This is a genomic window from Hyperthermus butylicus DSM 5456, assembly GCF_000015145.1.
Classification (GTDB): domain Archaea; phylum Thermoproteota; class Thermoprotei_A; order Sulfolobales; family Pyrodictiaceae; genus Hyperthermus; species Hyperthermus butylicus.
Genome location: NC_008818.1, coordinates 1,301,740 through 1,319,121 on the forward strand (window position 1 = coordinate 1,301,740; position 17,382 = coordinate 1,319,121).

The following is a 17,382-nucleotide window of genomic DNA, read 5'->3' on the forward strand; positions in this document are numbered from 1 at the left end:
CCATTTTTACTGCTATTCTGCGCCCTATTGTACGCTCTACCTTAGCCTCCAATCATAGTATGTTACAGTCATAGTCCTAGCCTTCAGACTGCTGGAGGCTTGCGGATCAGTGGCATCTAGAAAGGAGATGATGAGGCTTAAATATAACATTACTTGTGCAAACTATGATGAGCTATATGGGGAGGAGCAGCGAGAAAAGTATGAGTGTACACTACGCAAAACCCCAGGAATAAAAGGGATAATCCTTGACGATGGATGTGGAACGGCATTGTTTGTCGAGTTTCTCAAAGAGAAGAACATGATAAAAACAATCAAGTCCTACATCTGTCTAGACTTAACACCTTGTATGCTAGACAAGGCTAGAGAGAGAATAGAGAGGCTCAATATAGGCCATATCATCGACCTAGTAGAGGCTGATGCTGAACACATACCTCTCAGAAGCAAGTCGGTAGACTACACGTTCTCATTCACGGTAATAGACCTGCTCGAGGACATAAAGCAAGGCGTAAATGAGATAGACCGTGTGACAAGAATCAGAGCCTACGTGTCAAGTCTAAAGAAGGCGAGCAACACCATGATAAAGCCGGCAGCAAAGAAGTATGGATTAACACTCTGCGAAACCAGCAAGGACATAGTATTTATGCGAGAAACGAAAAGCTCAGCTGGTTGATCCCTCATCATATCCCTCCTCAGCCTATCGGGCTCGCATCATCGCAGGGAAGGATTATTCCCGTGCTGACACCTCTCCACTGCGGGCACAAGATACTTCTTAACCATAGACTTAACAAGCTCGTATACTTTGGGCGAGAACTCTATCACAATACGCTCACCGTTACGTAACACAAGCTCTAGCTTAGCGGGCTCAACCTCCTGACCTCCCGGACGCCTTTCAGCTCTCTTCGCAATGCTTCGCCTTGGCGAGGGCTTAGAAATGTTATAGCTTTTTATGTCGCAGTATCTTATCACAATATCATAGGGCTCTGAAGCTTCGCCTACGCGTCGGCGCTTCTTCCTCAACGAGTATATGAACATGTCTACGCGTTGCTGAAGCCCCGTTCTTGGCCTCATACGCTCCCAAAACTCTCCAAGATAGACTAGCCTTAACTCGTCATCCTCAAACAGCATGTCGTAGTGTATTCTGTCAGGACCGCGTCTAACCCAGACACTGTACACAATTCTGTCCTCGCTAGGAGAAGACACCATAACCCCCGACTAGCAATAGAATAACACCCCAGCATATAGTTCTCAGCCAGCAGCATAACCTCGGGTCGCATTGTAGGGTTTTCACAACCGCTAGGAGTAATAGAGGGGTAAGCTACGTAGCTCTGATGGGGGGTTGAGGTATTGTGGAAAGGGATGTTGAGAAGGAGTTACTCTACAGGCTGGGGCTCGGCGAGAGTAGCGGGAGGGAGTCTTCTGCTGTTGATATTGAGGGGAAGGTCAGGCAGATCTATGGCCAGCTGGTAGCAGAGTATAGTGGCAAGCCTGTTCGAAACCCCTATGAGATACAGAGGCTTCTCCGCGATCGCTACAAGCTGCTCGTGAGCGAGAACTTGGTAAAGCTTGTTGTAGCAGCATTTCTAGCAGGGAGGCCGGTCCTTTTCGAAGGGCCCCCAGGTACTGGTAAGACGGAGATAGCTGAAGCCATACTAACACTGTGGGCGGGAAAACAAGCATTCATAATAACGTGTAGCGAGAACTACGACGAGTATAGGGTTATAGGAGACTTCCACCCACTCATGGCACTAAGATATGGATTTAACGAGGCGAGTTTTATTCCAAGACCCTTGCTTGCAGCCCTAATACTTGATGCTGGTGTTCTAGTAGACGAGATAAGACGTAGTAGCGAGGAGCTTCAGAACCTCCTACTAGACATCATTGATAAGCGGCGTATAATAGTGCCGGAGATACGTAGAGTGTTTAGGGCTAGAGGTATCGGGTTCCAGATGATATTTACCAGCAACCCCGAGGACTTTGCTCAGAATGAGCTGAGCGATGCCTTCCTAAGGCGTGTTGTAAGAATACCGTTTAGATACCCATCACCCGAGGAGGAGGCGGAAATAGTGAGGCTGAGATATGACGTAGAAGTGGAACTCGAACCAAGCTTACTCAAGGCCATGATAATGACCGTAAACATTCTACGCGAAAAGGCAGCCTATAAGCCAGGTCCCTCGGATACTGTTCTCTGGGCAAGAATTGCTGGTAGGCTCGCAAAGCTACGTGGTGCGAATAAGGTAGAGATGCGGGACGTTGTTGAGGCAGCAGTAATAACGTTGTATAAGCGTGTAGGGGAGGAGGACATAGTTGATGAAGCACTCGAAAAAGTTTTTGGGCAAAAACCAGGGTGAAGAAGCTGACTACAAAGCACTGTCTCTCGCTGTAGCGGAGGCTGCACGCCGGGCAGGTGTACGAGTCTCAACCTCCGAGGTTGTCGACGCAGCTAGGCTGCTAGCACTCTACGCTGCCATCTCGTCGAAGCCTCTATCACTCGAAGACTATGTAGCAGTATTCACATCAGTGTATGCTAAGAGAGGTGAAGACGAGCAGGTAGTTGTAGAGGCCGTAAAGAGGGTAATTATCGGTCCTGAGGCTGGGAGAGCTAGTGTAGAGCAGCGGATCAAAAGGGATCTTGAAGCTCTAGGGCTAGATTACGGTGATAAAATATCAAGACACAAGCTTTCAAGTCTAAAGAAAAGCGATAGGGCGCGCACGGCTTATGCAAGGCTAAAACTCCTAGGGATAATAAGGCGTAGTCGCCATGGCGAGTATGTTGTCTCGCAGGAGAAGGCCAAGAGGATAATGGGTGAGATAGCCAGGCGATACGGAGATATAGATAATGCGCTCGCAGAAGCTATAGCAAACAGTATAGCTAGAAACACGAGTCTCGCCAGCCTTCTGGGGTCAGAGCTACTCAAATACCTCGACCTTGAGAGTCTGAATCTCGCGACATTAGCGAAGCTATACAGTAATCTACACAGGGAGAAGTGGCTGCAGAAGGTAATAACGGGCATAATTAGCCGGAAAATTGCTGAGGGAGAAACACCGCCAAACCCTGAGAGGATATACGACATCTTAAGACGTGAAGGTATGGATAGTCGTGTTCTAGCAGGTTTGCTTCGTAGTAATCCACGCCTTGCAGCTAGAGCTGCAAAAGACTATGGCTTCCAGACAGTCCTAGATATAGCGTCGTCGATTGCTAGCTACGACTCCCAGAGAGCAGCAGAAATACTTGCACATGCTAGCGGGCTTAAGCAGAGCCAGAAAACATTCCTACGCAACTACATCACGAGGCTTGGAGTAACCTATGCGCTCGAGCTTGCAAAGCATACTGGTGTAGCTCAGCTTCTAGCAAGAGCTGTCCAGGTAAGGGAGAGTTTGATTCGAAGCCTCTCAAGGCCCGAGGAAGCCCCAGCTCATCTTGACATGGCTCTTGCAGAGTACGAAAAGCTAGTATCTGAATACAATTCCGCAAGCAGCGAGATACCAGACCGTCTACGCAATATTATAGAGGGGGAGATTAGGAGCCTTGCTAGCCTAGTACATGCTGCAAGCACAGGCAACACATATGCTCTTCTTAAGGGGTTAACGCGGCAGCTACCAGTTTGGCAGGCCCTACAATTCCTAACAGATGTTGCTTCAGCAAGTAGTGACCCGAAAACAAAGAGGTATGCGTTAATGCTAGCTCTACTAACGTGGAAGAGGGCAGTATCGACGACGGGACCAAGGCTCTCTAGGAGGCGGAAATATACGGTTACCCGTGGAAGACTCGATGCTAGAAAGGCTATCTACGGGATACTCCGCTTTGACCCCTACACTCCAATATACCGTAGGAGGGTTAGGACAGCACGCTACGTCGTGGTACTAGACAAGAGTGGTAGCATGCGTGAATATTCACTAACAGCGCTATTAGCCTCAGCTTCTCTCGCGCCAGCCATAACAAGGCTAGTCCTCTTCGACAGTGAGGTAAGGGTAATCGATAGGCTTGAACAAGCATCTGTCCCGAAAATAATATCCCTGCTCTTTAAGACAAGCTTTGAAGGCTATACAGACGTCGTGCGCGCTCTCGAAGAGTCAACCCGTGGGCTGGCACCCTCAAAACTGGTGGTGATAAGCGACTTGCATCAAACGGTGCCATCCAGAAAATCTGTTGACGAGGTACTCCGAGGTATGAGAACGTCTGGATGGCGTATAGCGGTAGTAGCTCCGCCAACGTTGGATCCGCGGTTGGCAAGGAGGATAACTGGTATTGTAAAATTATACACGGTGTCAAAACCAGCTGATGTAGCTCGTGTTATAAGGAGGCTAATAGCTGCTTAGCGGCTAGCATCAACCACGTAGACTTTAATGCCAAAGACGGTATCGTCAGCAGCTCTTCTAATTACCTCCTCAACAGTCTTCTTCGCCTCCTCCAGGTTGTCCTCAACCCTGACATCAACGTAGTAGAGTTCCGGTACGACCCTTGAACGTTCAACTCTTAAGTCGTAGCCTAGGCTCTTAAGCGCTGATAATATCTTCTCAGCGGACTCCTCGTAGTAGGTGTTAAAGAACACTCTAATAGCCCGCACAGCCCGGGTCAAGGCCTAGCCGAACCTCGCAATATACTCGTCAATGTCGTATATCCTTCGGCAGCGGGAATTAAGCTCTTCCACGGCTACTGGCTCAAAACCCTTCTCGCGTAGAAACCTCATGATGCTATGCCACTCTACTAGAACCTCTGTAGCAGCTTGAAACTCTCCCGGGAAAACCCTCGCTATAAGCTCGGGCTTAGCCGCTAGCATTTCTAGGAGTTTTCCACCAGCCTTCTCAACCCACAAGCACTTACGTGACACCATAAGTCTGCCAGTGGGCATCTCGAGCAGCAATGGATACATCCTACACGCGAGTGGCTTTACGCCGTGAATCCTACACCGTTTTGTAGAGGTGTCGAAGAACGGGCAAAACCCCTTGATAAGCCAGCGATATAGCAATACAACGCAGTCACCGTCTGTGCTGGCGTAGGCTTGTAGAGGCTTAAAGCTGACAGCTACAGAGTACTCCTCCGCAAGGTCCTCTAAAACCCTCTTCTCCCACGGAAAGACGACTGGTGCCTCATACTCCTCGCGGAAGAAGCAACAAGTATCACAGAATAGGCACGTAAACCTGGGTACACTCCCGCTAGCCTCAGACCCCGCCAACGCTACTCACCACAGAGCAGTGCTATGATACCACTAGAACCTCGTGATGAGGGGTGCAAACGCCTAGCCCGCAGCGGCTGTGACGAGTTGAACCCGGCTGAGGGCCTCAGTAGAAGGGGTATTTCAGCACGTAGCCCCGCTTCAGCACTCGGCAAACACATCACTGGCCATATAGACACATGAGCTGTGGACGGATTTATTAGGCATACTCGCTCTGCCTCCGTCTAGTGGAGGTGCTCAAGGCATGGGTGGTAGGCAGCGCACAAGCTTGTTCATGACACGTGAGGAAAGCAAGGCAAGCAAGCAGGCTCGGAGAAAGGGCAAGACGAAGTAGCAACTACAGCATAGTGGTAGTTTTTAAGCTTCTAGCTATCCGGATTCTGTGTTTCTCATCTTTCTGGTGTACAACGGGTAGCCTGACAGCCTCTCCGTCCTCTCTGTGGGGTGTAGTGAGGATGTCGTGGCAGCCGCCTCCACGCAAAGTGAAGCTAGTAGCGGCTGTACCAGCCTCATACACTTCCACCGAGGGTGATCTACGCCATAAGACCATCAAGGTTGGCCTCCTCGGTAGACTCTTTGCAGTCTACCGTGTCGACGAGGCAATCGTGTATATTGATAGGCCTGCATACTGGCGTGATGCAGAACTTATGAGAAAGATACTGGAGTACATGGTTACTGCGCCATATCTCCGAAAGAAGATCTATCCACCAAACGTGCCCGAGTTACGCTACGCTAGCCTTCTTCCACCACTTCAGCTTCCAACGCATGGTGTTGGAGGTCCGGTGGATGGAGAGGTGCGTCAAGCGCTGGTTCTAAGGGCTTCTGGTGGACGAGCACTTGTTGAGGCTGGGTTAGAGGAGCCCGTATGGGTTAGAGGCAGGTTTCATCGTGGCCAGCGTATACTGGTGCGTATAGTGTCCGTCGAACGTGGTATCGTAGAGCCGGTCGAGGATGAATTAGTTTACAATGGGTTCAAGGTAACTATAGTTGAAGGATTGTCGCGACTCCTATCAAAGTATCGGAATTATACACGTATAGCGACTAGTAGAAAGGGCAGGCTTGTAGACGCTGAGCTGCTCTCCCAGATAGGATCCAGGTCCTCCAGTGGGCCTGGAGTACTGGTGCTCTTTGGTGCACCGGACCTGGGTCTCTACGAGCTGGCTGAGCTTGAGAACCTAAAACTGGAGGATCTTGTGGACTATGTGGTTAACACTATCCCACAACAGGGCACCAAGACTGTTCGGGTTGAGGAGGCTGTGGCAGCTACGCTGGCGTTGCTAAACCTTGTGCTCAGCTAGGCACGTAGCTCCTATGGGAGGCTTAGGGATAAAAAGCGCTGGTTAGCTGTGTGCAGCGATTCGGGTAGGGTTGCTAGGAAGGATAGGCGGTGATGCATAGTGGGTGCACGAAAAAAGCATGCGCCTCGACGTGGAAGCTTAGGACTCCGGCCGCGTAAGCGTGCCTCGAGGCTAGTGCCTAGAGTGAAGAGTTGGCCGGAGGTTCAGAGCGAGAACCCGCTGCCGCTTGCATTCCTGGCATACAAGGTTGGCATGACACATGTATATGTAATAGATGATGAGCCGGGCTCAATAACCCATGGTAGAGAAATATTCATGCCCGTCACAGTACTCGAAGCGCCACCAATGGTTGTCACAGCGGTAAGAGTCTACGGCTATGATCCCAACATAGGCCTATACACGCTCAGTGAGGCATGGGCTCAGCCCGAGACGCTCGTGGAAAAGTACAACCTTGACATATACCGTGTAGTTCCAAGGCTACGCTTCCCAGACCCGGACAAGGCTGTTAAGAAGCTTGAGGGCCTACTAGACAAGGTCTATGATGTCCGCATCATAGCAGCTACACAGCCTAGGCTCGTTGGCGGTCTCAGCAAGAAGAAGCCAGACCTACTAGAGATAAAGATCGGTGGCGGCAGCAGCATAGAGGACCGCTTCAACTATGCAGTTAAGCTGCTAGGCTCGGAGCTAAAGGTCTCCGATGTATTCCGCGAGGGGCAGTTTGTAGATGTTATAGCTGTGACTAAGGGTAAGGGCTTCCAGGGTGTAATCAAGAGGTTTGGTGTCAAGGAGCTGCCGAGATGGCACAAGCACAGGAAGGGTAGCAGGAGCGGCCCCGGTACAAGAGGTCCAGCAACATCATTCTCGTGGAGCGAGGTGCCACAGCCAGGCCAGATGGGCTTCCACCGCAGGACAGAGTACAACAAGCGCATACTAAAGATAGGCGACAACGGCCTCGAAATCACCCCAGCGGGCGGCTTCCTACACTACGGCATTGTTAGGAGCACCTACATACTGCTAGCAGGCAGTATACCGGGTACACCTAAGAGGCCAATAGTGCTGAGGCACCCGGTAAGGCCACGCTGGATGCCGGAGGCACCACCAAAGATAACATACATAAGCCTTGCAAGCAAGCAGGGCAACTAGCCTAGGGCGCACCAATCGGTGAACGTGTGGGCCAGGAGGTGTAGGCGTTGGCGTCGAAGATAGGCTCAATGATATTCCTGCTTGCGACACAGCCGCCTCGCGTACCAGTATACAACCTAGAGGGCAGTGTAGCTGAGGAGGTGCAGCTGCCCAGAGTCTTCGGGCTCCCCGTGCGCATAGACCTCATAAGGCGTGCATTCCTTTCGGAGTTCACAGCAAGACTCCAGCCAAAGGGCAGGGATCCACTAGCTGGTAAGAGGACTACTGCTAGAAGCTTCGGTGTAGGCCTGGGTATTGCTAGGGTTCCGAGAATACCCGGCCTAGGCAGAGCAGCATTCATAAACTCGGCAGTTGGCGGTCATTTGGCGCACCCGCCAAGGGTCGAGAAGAAGATACATGAGGAGATAAACAAGAAGGAGAAGAAGCTTGCAACAGCTTCAGCGCTAGCTGCAACTGCAAGAAAGGAGTTCGTAGAGAAGCGTGGCCACAGGTTTCCGGCACAGACAGTCCCCGTAATAGTAGTTGACGAAGTCGAAACCAGCATTACGAGGGTCAAGGAGGCGAAACTGCTGCTAGAAAAGCTGGGCGTCTGGAGCGACATTGAGAGGGCGAAGGAGAGGACAAGGATACGTGCTGGTAAGGGTAAGAGGCGTGGCAGGAGATACATAACGCCCAAGAGCATCCTCTTCATAGTATCGAACCACAACTCTTCCTTCGCGAGGGCCGTAGCAGGGCTACCCGGCGTAGATGTAGCTGAGCCATGGAATGTTAATGTGCTACAGCTAGCACCCGGTGGAGTGCCTGGCAGGCTCACAGTGATAACCCGCAGTGCCCTCGAAGAGCTAGGCAAGAGGTTTGACTCGATACTCCTTCAGATCTAACACTCTTAGCCGGTAGAGGGGTGACGAAGTATGACACGTACGCCCTGGGACATAATCATAAGGCCCGTGCAGAGCGAAAAAGCGCTCAAGCTAATAGAGGAGCAGAACACGCTAACGTTCATAGTTGACAGAAAGGCAACCAAGCACGACATTAAGAGAGCAGTTGAGGAGGCGTTTGGCGTAAAGGTTGTCAAGGTTAACACTCTGATAACGCCGCGCGGCGAAAAGAAGGCCTATGTAAAGCTTGCAAAAGAGTACAGCGCGGCAGATGTAGCAGCAAGGCTTGGCCTACTCTAAGCATCCTAGCCTTGTTTCATCAAACTTATTTTGGCTAGTGGGACACTATATCACTCATTCTGGAGCCCGCGCGAGTGCCCCGTGTACCGGGGCCCGGTGAGCGCGCGGAGGCTCCACCCCTAGGCGTCAGGCCCCTCGCACAACTCGCTCTCGCTATTCTCGTGTACCCATCCTCTACCTCCTGGATTTGTACTATCCTAATCCTAGGAAGGGGAGGCGTCTTTGGCTGTGGGGCTGCCCGAGCTGGGGGTCACTCGCAATCCAACTCCACACCTTGCCTGTAAATGTTCGGTGCAGGTCAGCTCGTTCATCCCCCAGTATCTATAGTCGTGGGTGCCTCCTTAACGTATTTTATTGGGCTCTAGGGTTTGCTGCGAGGATGGGCAGGTATTAAGGGTGGTACTGGGCGGTGCTGGGCTGGGTGGTGTGGTAATGCCTACATGGCATTACTCAGTACGGGTTGACGAGGAGAAGTCCGCTAAGGCTATGGTATGGGATGCGCCTATATCCTACAAGAAGATTGTAGAGCTAGCTCGGCTCCTTAAGGGTATGAAGGTTGATGAGGCTCGTCGTTTCCTTGAGAGGGTTGCTAGGGGCGAGGAGCCCATACCTGTGAGGAGGTATAGTGGGAAGCAAGCTCACCACCGTGGCCTAGCTGCCAAGTATAAGTGGCCGATTGGTAGGTACCCGGTGAAGGCTGCTAAGATACTGTTGAGGCTGCTGGACAATGTTACGAATAACGCGGAGGTTAAGGGGCTTGACACTGAAAGGCTCCGCATAGTACATATAGCTGTTCACAAGGGCAGGGTGCTTAAGCGGTGGATGCCCCGCGCCTTTGGTAGGGCGACGCCGAAGTTCAAGAAGTATAGCCATATAGAGATAGTTGTGGCGGAGGAGGAGTAGCCGTGGTGCTCATAAAGAGGTACTTCATCAAGAAGGCTATGGTGCAGACGCAGATAGATGAGTATCTAGCCAAGAGGTTCTACCGTGCTGGTTATGCTGGTGTGCAGATCATACAGTTTCCGCTCGGTACACGCGTGATAATATATGCTGAGAGGCCGGCAATGATTATTGGTAGGCGTGGCGAGACCATAAGGCAGCTAGCAGCGATATTTGAGCACGAGTTTGGCCTCTCAAACCCTCAGATAACAGTGAGGAGGGTCGAAAACCCTGATCTGAATGCCCGCGTGGTAGCTTCAAGGATAGCGGTGCTCCTCGAGAGGGGCGCTTATTACCGACGAGTGGCCAACGTCATGGCTAGACGTGTCCTCAACGCTGGAGCTATAGGCGTGCAGATAGTGATTAGCGGTAAGCTGCGTACGGAGCGTGCACGCTACGAGAAGGTTCGCCGCGGCAAGGTGTACACTACGGGTCACCAGGTAGAGTACATGGTTGACCGTGCAGTAATGCATGTCACGCTTAAGCCTGGTGTTCTAGGCATAGAGGTCATGATAGTAAAGCCTGCAAAGCCCAGTGACTACGTGAGGATAAAGCAGCCTGAAGAGGTTAAGGAGTTCATAGAGCAGGTTAGGAGCGAGCTCGAAAAAGCTAGGGCTGCAGAAGCTGCGGCAGCTGTGGCACAGCAGGGCGAGGTTGTAGGGGAGGCTCCAAATACACCTCTCGAGGAACAGGGTCAGAAGCAGGGGTGATAGTGTATGGCTAAGTACATGATTAAGACGGATGATATCCGGAAGATGAGTCCAGAGGAGAGGCTAAAGAAGCTACAGGAGCTGAAGGAGGAGCTGGTAAAGCTCCGGCTCAAGGCGGCTGTTGGTACTCTCGAAAACCCCGGCGCCATAAGGGCTATCAGGAAGACCATCGCCAGGATCTTGACAGTTATGCGTGAGGAAGAGCTTGCAAAGCAGCGCGGCGAGAAGGGGAAACGCTAGGACTCCTGTCTTGGCGCTGGGGGCTTGTTTTGAAGCGTACTGCGTGGAACATTGTTTTCCACAGCCTCATAGGTCTCCGCGCTCGCGTCCTCGCTACGAGTGACCCGGGCCTCCGCGGTCTCGAGGGCGTAGTTGTTGAGGAGACTAGGCACAGTCTAGTCGTCGAGACGAGGGATGGGCGGAGGGTTCGTGTACTAAAGGCAAACTCTATTTTCCTCTTCCAGCTGCCTGGGGGCTCCTGGGTTGTTGTTAGAGGAGAGGAAATAGCCGGGAGTCTAGCTGAGCGTGTTAAGAGGCTGGGTAGGCTAAAGGGGGTAGGATGGCTTGTCCGTGCGGGTGAGAAACGTAGGTATACCAGGGGTTAAGCCCCCAGAGCGAACCTGCAACGACCCCAAGTGTCCGTGGCACGGTAAGGTTAGGGTTAGAGGCCTCATACTCACCGGTGTAGTTATCAAGAACAAGATGAAGAATACTGTGGTTGTAGAGAGGGAGTACCTTTACTACGACAGGAAGTACAAGAGGTATGAGAGGCGCCGTAGCAGGATACACGCCCACAACCCGCCATGCATCAACGCGCAGCCAGGAGACATAGTAATCATTGGCGAGACTAGGCCGCTAGCAAAGACAGTACACTTCGTAGTGCTTGGCGTTGTAGGAAAGAAGCCGTTGAGCTAGCTTGGCGGGAAACCCTATTACTAGGCGTCCGCTACGCATAGCCCCAACGCGGGTGGGTGGAATAGCATGCCCAAGGGTGCTGCTGGAGCTGGTCCACGCAGGCACATAGCTGCAGGTCTACAGGTTGGCAGCTATGTGAAGGTAGCCGATAACAGTGGTGCTAAGGAGGCAATGATAATAGGCGTTATTGGCTACAAGGGTAGGCTGCGCCGTATACCACCAGCAGCGGTTGGCGACATGGTAGTTGTGACTGTGAAGAAGGGTACACCGGAGATGAGGAAGCAGGTTGTGAGAGCGATAGTCATCAGGCAGAGGAGGCCCTACCGCCGCCCCGACGGCACCTGGATAGCTTTCGAGGACAATGCAGTGGTCATAGTGAGCCCGGATGGTACGCCAAAGGGCAGCGAGATACGTGGCCCCGTGGCTAGAGAGGCTGCTGAGCGCTGGCCAAAGGTTGCCAACATAGCCAGCATAATAATCTAAGGCGCCTAGCCTGGGGTGTTGTGTATATGCGGTGGGTTAAGTCTTCGCAGCCCAGGAAGCAGCGTCGCGCGCTCTTCAACGCTCCCCTCCACAAGCGGCAGAAGCTTATGGCTGCACCGCTAAGCCCCGAGCTGAGGAAGCAGTATGGCATTCGTAGCCTTCCAGTAAGGGTTGGTGACGAAGTTGTAATAATGCGTGGCGACTTCAAGGGGCACCGTGGCAAGGTTGTACGTGTAGACCTGCGCCGCATGCGGATATTCGTTGAGGGCGTAACGATCACCAATGCTAGGGGTGAGCCTCGCTACTACCCGATACACCCCTCCAACGTTATGATAGTCTCACTAAACCTTGACGATGAGAGGAGGAGGCAGATAATAGAGAGGAAGAGGAGGCAGCGTGAGCTACAGCTAGCACTAATGAAGGCAGCGGCGGGGGGCTCAGCTGAAGCTATAGGGGAGGAGGGGAAGGCTAGCTAAGCACCGGGTTTGAGGTGGTAAGGTTATGGCGCGAATGGGTGGTAGGAGGCACCTAAAGACGCTGGCTGCGCCAAAGTTCTGGCCTGTAAGGCAGCGTGCTGGCATATTTACGGTTAAGCCGTCGCCGGGGCCCCACCCGATAGAGCGGTCGATACCTCTACTCATACTGGTCCGCGATGTGCTGGGCTACGCTAAGACTGCTAGAGAGGCAAGGAAGCTAATAGCAGAGGGCCACTTCAAGATCGACGGGAGGGTTAGGAGGAACTACAAGTACCCAGTCGGCTTCATGGATGTGATAGAGATAGTTGACACTGGTGAGTTCTACCGCGTCCTACCATATCCAACAAGGTTCTTCACCCTACACCCGATATCGAAGGAGGAGGCGCAGTTCAAGCTGGGTAGGATAGAGGACAAGAGCACGGTCAAGGGTGGCCACATCCAGCTACACCTACACGATGGCCGAAACGTGCTCATTAGGGTATCTGACCCGACAAACCCCGTGGAGGCCAAGCCGTACAAGACGCTAGGCACAGTCAAGATCTCCATACCAGAACAGCAACTCCTAGGCTACGCTCCGCTCGAGGTTGGTAGCCTAGTGATAATCTTTGGCGGTCGCAACGTTGGCCGTGTAGGCCGCATAGTCTCGATACAGCCTGGCATGAGGCGCCGCGGAATAGTAACAATAGAGGATGCAAGGGGCGAGAAGATACAGACAAGCCTTGAGTACGTATTCGTCATAGCTCCGCCCAACGAGGAGCCCTGGATAAGCCTACCGGAGGGTGCGTGGAAGTGACGGCGGCAGTTACCACGCAGGCACGCATACCCCTCACTCCGGAGCAGATAGAGGAGATACACCGCAAGTGGGATAGCAATCCAATGCTAAAGCCAAGGATAGTAAAGGTTACAGTCAATATTGGTGTTGGCGAGTCTGGTGAGAGGCTGCAGAAGGCTATCAAGGTTCTCGAGATGCTTACAGGACAAAAGCCGGCCGTCAGAAAGGCCAAGAAGACTATAAGGGATTTCGGCATAAGGAAGGGTGAACCAATAGCAGCGATGGTTACGCTGCGTGGCGAGAAGGCAATAGAGTTCCTTAAGAGGGTACTGCCTGCAATAGGTAATAAGCTGCGAGAGAGCCAGTTTGATGAATTTGGCAACGTCTCGTTCGGCATAAAGGAGCATATTCTGATACCCGGTGTACGCTACGATCCCGAGATAGGAGTCTTCGGCATGGACATAGCGATTACGATTGAGAGGCCAGGCTACCGCGTAATGAGGAGGCGGAGGGCCCGCAGCAGAGTTCCACGCAGGCACCGTGTAACAAAGGAGGAGGCAATGCTCCTACTACACGAGCTATTCGGGGTAAGCATAGAGCCAAAATAAACCCGTACACCGGGGGACTGGGTAGCCTGGGGTGGATGATATGGGCAAGTATAGGCCTCCGCGCGTGGTAAAGTATGGGCGCGGAGCATATCGATGCCAGCGCTGCGGCAGTCACGATGCAGTCATAAAGAAGTATGGGCTAATGCTATGCAGGCAGTGTTTCCGCGAGCTAGCAGTTAGCCTAGGTTTCAGAAAGTACATGTAATAAGGGGTGAACCGGGATGGTCATGCTCGACACACTTGCAAATGCAATGGCAGCAATCGTAAATGCTGAGATGAGGGCTAAGCCAGAAGTAATCATAATGCCTGCTTCAAAGCTTATAGCAAACGTGCTCCGTGTCATGCAGCGCGAGGGCTACATAGGCGAGTTCGAGTATATAGATGATGGGCGCTGGGGCAAGATAAGGGTTAGACTGCTGGGCAGGATAAACAAGGCAGGCGTAATCAAGCCAAGGTTCTCGGTGAAGTACAAGGACTTGATAAGGATGCCTGACTGGCTGAGAAAGTATCTGCCAAGCAGGGATATAGGTATACTAATAATATCTACTAGCCAGGGCGTAATGTCTCACCGTGAAGCCATACAGCGCAGGATAGGCGGCGTCCTGCTGGCATATGTCTACTAGCCCCTAGAGCCACTCCACTACCCTTGTTTTCGCTTGTTCCCAGTACATGTCTTCTCAGGTTCTCGCTGGGCCGCGTATGCCTCCTGCATCGTGGATACTGGGTGTTAGGCGGTAGGCTCTAAATAGGGGGTAGAGCATCGCGGAGCTGGGGTGTAGGTATTGGCTAAGGCGGTGTATGTTGCTGAGGAGGTTAGGGTGCCGGAGGGCGTTGAGGTTAGCATTGACGGGCTAAAGGTGACTGTGAAGGGCCCTAAAGGCGAGCTTACCCGGGACTTCTCGCACGCCAGGAACATCGTGATAAGGCTTGACGAGGATGAGGAGGGTAAGAAGGTTGTTGTGGAGGCATACTTCGCTAACCGGCGTGTTAAGGCGCTTGTGGGTACTATTGCTGCCCACATCGAGAACATGATTACTGGTGTAACGAAGGGATTCCGTTACAAGCTCAAGATAGTCTACTCGCACTTCCCTGTAACAGTTAAGGTGCAGGGTGACAAGGTGGTAATCGAGAACTTCCTCGGCGAGAAGGCGCCGCGTATAGCGAAGATAATGCCAGGCGTGACTGTTAAGGTTCAGAAGGATGATGTTATCGTGGAGGGTATAGATATAGAGGCGGTTGGTCAGACTGCTGCAAACATAGAGCAGGCGACTAAGGTTAAGGATAAGGATAGGCGTGTTTTCATAGACGGCATATACATCTACGAGAAGGGGGTGGCTGAGTAATGGTCGAGCAGGGGAAGGATATAGAGAGGCTCCTACGCATACGTAGGAGGCTCAAGGCTAGGAAGCCCGTGTTCCTCCGTAATCTATGGTGGAAATTCCCCAAGTTCAAGAATGACCCGAAGTGGAGGAAGCCTAAGGGCATAGACAACCCGATGAGGCTAAGGCTCAAGGGGCGACCGCCGATAGTCGAGGTTGGCTACCGTAGCCCAGCAGCTGTACGTGGGCTACACCCGACTGGGCTGCAGCCAGTAACAGTCTCAAATCCAGCTGAGCTTGATAGGCTCGACCCAGCGAGACACATAGTCTATATAGCCTCGGGTGTTGGGCTACGCAAGCGGCTCGAGATTATAGAGAAGGCAAAAGCCTAAGGGGTTTAGGGTGGCAAACGCATAGGTACGTGGGGTGAAGTAGTGTGACCGACCTCTCCATGCAGAAGAGGCTAGCCGCTGAGGTGCTCGGTGTAGGGGTGTCAAGGATCTGGATTGATCCATCAAGGATAGAGGATGTAGCTAGCGCTATTACTAGGGAGGAGATAAAGAGGCTAATAAAGGAGGGTGTCATACAGGTAAAGCCGACCCATAGCCCCTCCAGGGGCAGGTGGAGGGAGCGCCACGAGGCACGCAAGAAGGGTAGGCACCGCGGTCCAGGCAGGCGTAAGGGTGATGCTACTGCTCGTAGGGATCCGAAGGAGGAGTGGATGCACAGGATAAGGAAGATACGCCGCTACCTACGCTACCTACGCGACCATGGCGTGATAGACAGGAAGACTTACAGGAAGCTGTACATGTGGGCTAAGGGCGGTATGTTCCCAACATTCTCGGCACTGCAGCGTTGGCTCGAGGAGCATGGCTACCCTACAAGCGTGAAGAAGTAGGTGTTGCTGAGCCACACGTCTCGCCCAGTATTTGGCTCCCTGTCTCCTCTCCTGGCTCGCCGAGGTCCCTCCCCTACTCAGCTTATTAGGGGTGGGGGCCTCGGTTCCACGGCTCTGGGTGCTAGGCTAGAGGGGCACTGTGGTGGAGCATTATGGCGCATGGCCCTCGCTACAAGGTGCCCAGGCGTAGGCGGAGGGAGGGTAAGACAAACTACTACAAGCGCTACGTAATGGTTCTCTCGGGTAAGCCCAGGTTCGTTGTCAGGAGGACTAACCAGTACATCTGGGTACAAGTGATAATAGCTAAGCCCCAGGGTGACGTCACGGTGGCAGCTGCTCATAGCAGGGAGCTGGTAAAGAAGTATGGCTGGCTGGGTGGCACCAAGAACACTCCTGCTGCCTACCTGACTGGGCTCCTAGCAGCGCTTCGTGCACTCAAGGCCGGCATAACCTACGCAGTTCTCGACATTGGCCTGCACAGGCCGACGCGTGGTGCTCGCGTCTTCGCAGCTCTCAAGGGCGCCCTGGATGCTGGCCTGGAGATACCTCACAGCGAGGAGGTGCTCCCCGAGGAGTACCGTATACGTGGCGAGCACATAGCAAAGTATGCTGCAATGCTGAAGGAGCAGAACCCGGAGCTCTACGAGAAACGGTTTAGCCTATACCTCGCCCGTGGCTTAAACCCTGAGGACCTGCCGCAGCACTTTGAGGAGGTTAAGAATAAAATCCTAGAGGAGTACCGTGAGGTTCTTGAGAAGGTTAAGGCAGAAGCTGCTGTGGAGGCGTGATAGCGATGAGCCTCTCGCCCTATGAGCTGGAGCAGGAATGGCAGCCGAGAACCTACGTTGGCAGGCTAGTGAAGGAGGGGCGTATACGCAGCCTCTCAGAAATCTTCGAGAAGAACCTGCCAATACTGGAGCCCGAGATAGTAGACTACCTAATAGGCCCGGAGCTGAAGTCCGAGACTGTCGATGTTAGGCTCGTGCAGAAGATGACTGATGCAGGTAGGATTAACAGGTTCAGGGTAGTCGTCGTCATAGGTAATGAGAACGGTTTTGTGGGTGTGGGCCAGGGTAAGGCCAGGCAGCTAGCCGTGGCTATAGAGAAGGCTATACGCAACGCAAAGCTCAACATAATCCCTGTCCGCAGAGGCTGCGGCAGCTGGGAGTGTCTCTGCAGCGAGCCACACAGCGTACCCTTCACGGTGCGGGGGAAGAGTGGCAGCGTTGAGGTGATCCTAAAGCCAGCGCCGAGGGGTACCGGGCTGGTGGCAGGTGACGCTGCTAAGGTTGTGCTGAGGCTTGCAGGTATAAGGGATGTCTGGAGCTTCACCAAGGGAGACACTAGGACAACCATAAACTTTGTCAAGGCAACCTACAACGCGCTCAAACAGACATACAAGTTCGTAACACCACTAGACTGGGCGCGCACCTAGGCAGAGCAGGGGCTCTGGGGGTGAGTGAGGAGTG

The 17,382-nt window shown here is 52.8% G+C and carries 26 protein-coding genes; 23 read left to right on the forward strand and 3 right to left on the reverse strand.

Annotation, left to right across the window (positions count from 1 at the left end; all coding sequences use genetic code 11):
* The first annotated feature begins 109 nt into the window (after nt 1-109).
* Nucleotides 110-670, forward strand: coding sequence for a class I SAM-dependent methyltransferase (locus HBUT_RS06780; protein ID WP_011822443.1), 561 nt, complete (start codon nt 110-112; stop codon nt 668-670).
* A gap of 38 nt (nt 671-708) precedes the next feature.
* Here HBUT_RS06780 and HBUT_RS06785 read toward each other — a convergent pair whose 3' ends face one another.
* Nucleotides 709-1,203: a hypothetical protein gene (locus tag HBUT_RS06785; protein ID WP_048061537.1), complete on the reverse strand. Its 495-nt coding sequence runs from the start codon at nt 1,201-1,203 to the stop codon at nt 709-711.
* A 143-nt stretch (nt 1,204-1,346) separates the two neighbouring features.
* On the opposite strand from HBUT_RS06785, the gene HBUT_RS06790 reads away from it, so the two are divergent.
* Together HBUT_RS06790 and HBUT_RS06795 are read left to right on the forward strand one after the other, a co-directional pair.
* Nucleotides 1,347-2,348 (forward strand): AAA family ATPase, encoded by a 1,002-nt coding sequence (locus HBUT_RS06790; protein ID WP_011822445.1) that lies wholly within the window; start codon nt 1,347-1,349, stop codon nt 2,346-2,348.
* On the forward strand, nt 2,308-4,317 hold the full coding sequence (locus tag HBUT_RS06795; RefSeq protein ID WP_153801410.1) for a VWA domain-containing protein: 2,010 nt from the start codon (nt 2,308-2,310) through the stop codon (nt 4,315-4,317). Before HBUT_RS06790 ends, HBUT_RS06795 begins: the two co-directional genes overlap by 41 nt.
* Here HBUT_RS06795 and HBUT_RS06800 read toward each other — a convergent pair.
* Together HBUT_RS06800 and HBUT_RS06805 are read right to left on the reverse strand one after the other, a co-directional pair.
* A complete protein-coding gene (locus HBUT_RS06800) occupies nt 4,314-4,577 on the reverse strand; it encodes a hypothetical protein (RefSeq protein ID WP_011822447.1) in 264 nt (87 codons plus the stop codon). The genes HBUT_RS06795 and HBUT_RS06800 overlap by 4 nt on opposite strands.
* Nucleotides 4,578-4,580: 3 nt before the next feature.
* The gene (locus HBUT_RS06805; protein WP_011822448.1) at nt 4,581-5,174 is read right to left on the reverse strand and encodes a YkgJ family cysteine cluster protein; all 594 of its coding nucleotides are present in this window, start codon (nt 5,172-5,174) and stop codon (nt 4,581-4,583) included.
* A 455-nt stretch (nt 5,175-5,629) separates the two neighbouring features.
* On the opposite strand from HBUT_RS06805, the gene HBUT_RS06810 reads away from it, so the two are divergent.
* From HBUT_RS06810 to HBUT_RS06905, 20 genes are all read left to right on the forward strand, one after another.
* Nucleotides 5,630-6,472 carry a putative RNA uridine N3 methyltransferase gene (locus tag HBUT_RS06810; protein ID WP_011822449.1) on the forward strand — a complete coding sequence of 281 codons (843 nt, stop codon included), beginning with the start codon at nt 5,630-5,632 and terminating at the stop codon, nt 6,470-6,472.
* Nucleotides 6,473-6,571: 99 nt separating this feature from the next.
* Nucleotides 6,572-7,615 (forward strand): 50S ribosomal protein L3, encoded by a 1,044-nt coding sequence (locus tag HBUT_RS06815; protein WP_048061538.1) that lies wholly within the window; start codon nt 6,572-6,574, stop codon nt 7,613-7,615.
* A gap of 47 nt (nt 7,616-7,662) precedes the next feature.
* Entirely contained in the window at nt 7,663-8,496 is an 834-nt protein-coding gene (gene rpl4p, locus HBUT_RS06820) for a 50S ribosomal protein L4 (RefSeq protein ID WP_011822451.1), read from the forward strand.
* A gap of 30 nt (nt 8,497-8,526) precedes the next feature.
* Nucleotides 8,527-8,793: a 50S ribosomal protein L23 gene (locus tag HBUT_RS06825; protein WP_011822452.1), complete on the forward strand. Its 267-nt coding sequence runs from the start codon at nt 8,527-8,529 to the stop codon at nt 8,791-8,793.
* Between the two features lie 432 nt (nt 8,794-9,225).
* Nucleotides 9,226-9,696: a 50S ribosomal protein L22 gene (locus tag HBUT_RS06830; RefSeq protein ID WP_011822453.1), complete on the forward strand. Its 471-nt coding sequence runs from the start codon at nt 9,226-9,228 to the stop codon at nt 9,694-9,696.
* Nucleotides 9,697-9,698: 2 nt separating this feature from the next.
* A complete protein-coding gene (locus tag HBUT_RS06835) occupies nt 9,699-10,442 on the forward strand; it encodes a 30S ribosomal protein S3 (RefSeq protein ID WP_011822454.1) in 744 nt (247 codons plus the stop codon).
* Nucleotides 10,443-10,448: 6 nt separating this feature from the next.
* Nucleotides 10,449-10,682, forward strand: a complete 234-nt coding sequence (gene rpmC / locus HBUT_RS06840) for a 50S ribosomal protein L29 (protein ID WP_011822455.1) — start codon at nt 10,449-10,451, stop codon at nt 10,680-10,682.
* Nucleotides 10,683-10,711: 29 nt separating this feature from the next.
* The gene (locus tag HBUT_RS06845) at nt 10,712-11,047 is read left to right on the forward strand and encodes a ribonuclease P protein component 1 (protein WP_011822456.1); all 336 of its coding nucleotides are present in this window, start codon (nt 10,712-10,714) and stop codon (nt 11,045-11,047) included.
* Entirely contained in the window at nt 11,007-11,357 is a 351-nt protein-coding gene (locus HBUT_RS06850; protein WP_011822457.1) for a 30S ribosomal protein S17, read from the forward strand. The genes HBUT_RS06845 and HBUT_RS06850 overlap by 41 nt, the downstream gene beginning before the upstream one ends.
* Before the next feature lie 66 nt (nt 11,358-11,423).
* Entirely contained in the window at nt 11,424-11,840 is a 417-nt protein-coding gene (locus HBUT_RS06855) for a 50S ribosomal protein L14 (RefSeq protein ID WP_011822458.1), read from the forward strand.
* Nucleotides 11,841-11,866: 26 nt separating this feature from the next.
* Nucleotides 11,867-12,316 (forward strand): 50S ribosomal protein L24, encoded by a 450-nt coding sequence (rplX, locus tag HBUT_RS06860; protein WP_011822459.1) that lies wholly within the window; start codon nt 11,867-11,869, stop codon nt 12,314-12,316.
* A gap of 25 nt (nt 12,317-12,341) precedes the next feature.
* Complete coding sequence (locus HBUT_RS06865; protein WP_011822460.1) at nt 12,342-13,109, forward strand: 30S ribosomal protein S4e; 768 nt, start codon at nt 12,342-12,344, stop codon at nt 13,107-13,109.
* Nucleotides 13,106-13,696 (forward strand): 50S ribosomal protein L5, encoded by a 591-nt coding sequence (locus HBUT_RS06870; protein WP_011822461.1) that lies wholly within the window; start codon nt 13,106-13,108, stop codon nt 13,694-13,696. The genes HBUT_RS06865 and HBUT_RS06870 overlap by 4 nt, the downstream gene beginning before the upstream one ends.
* Nucleotides 13,697-13,736: 40 nt before the next feature.
* Nucleotides 13,737-13,901 (forward strand): 30S ribosomal protein S14, encoded by a 165-nt coding sequence (locus HBUT_RS06875; RefSeq protein WP_048061539.1) that lies wholly within the window; start codon nt 13,737-13,739, stop codon nt 13,899-13,901.
* A 16-nt stretch (nt 13,902-13,917) separates the two neighbouring features.
* The gene (locus tag HBUT_RS06880) at nt 13,918-14,319 is read left to right on the forward strand and encodes a 30S ribosomal protein S8 (RefSeq protein ID WP_011822463.1); all 402 of its coding nucleotides are present in this window, start codon (nt 13,918-13,920) and stop codon (nt 14,317-14,319) included.
* A gap of 159 nt (nt 14,320-14,478) precedes the next feature.
* Nucleotides 14,479-15,039, forward strand: coding sequence for a 50S ribosomal protein L6 (locus HBUT_RS06885; protein WP_011822464.1), 561 nt, complete (start codon nt 14,479-14,481; stop codon nt 15,037-15,039).
* Complete coding sequence (locus HBUT_RS06890) at nt 15,039-15,407, forward strand: 50S ribosomal protein L32e (RefSeq protein ID WP_011822465.1); 369 nt, start codon at nt 15,039-15,041, stop codon at nt 15,405-15,407. The genes HBUT_RS06885 and HBUT_RS06890 overlap by 1 nt, the downstream gene beginning before the upstream one ends.
* Before the next feature lie 44 nt (nt 15,408-15,451).
* Complete coding sequence (locus HBUT_RS06895; RefSeq protein ID WP_011822466.1) at nt 15,452-15,913, forward strand: 50S ribosomal protein L19e; 462 nt, start codon at nt 15,452-15,454, stop codon at nt 15,911-15,913.
* A gap of 152 nt (nt 15,914-16,065) precedes the next feature.
* Nucleotides 16,066-16,701 carry a 50S ribosomal protein L18 gene (locus tag HBUT_RS06900; RefSeq protein WP_011822467.1) on the forward strand — a complete coding sequence of 212 codons (636 nt, stop codon included), beginning with the start codon at nt 16,066-16,068 and terminating at the stop codon, nt 16,699-16,701.
* Between the two features lie 5 nt (nt 16,702-16,706).
* The gene (locus HBUT_RS06905) at nt 16,707-17,348 is read left to right on the forward strand and encodes a 30S ribosomal protein S5 (protein WP_011822468.1); all 642 of its coding nucleotides are present in this window, start codon (nt 16,707-16,709) and stop codon (nt 17,346-17,348) included.
* Nucleotides 17,349-17,382: the final 34 nt, after the last annotated feature.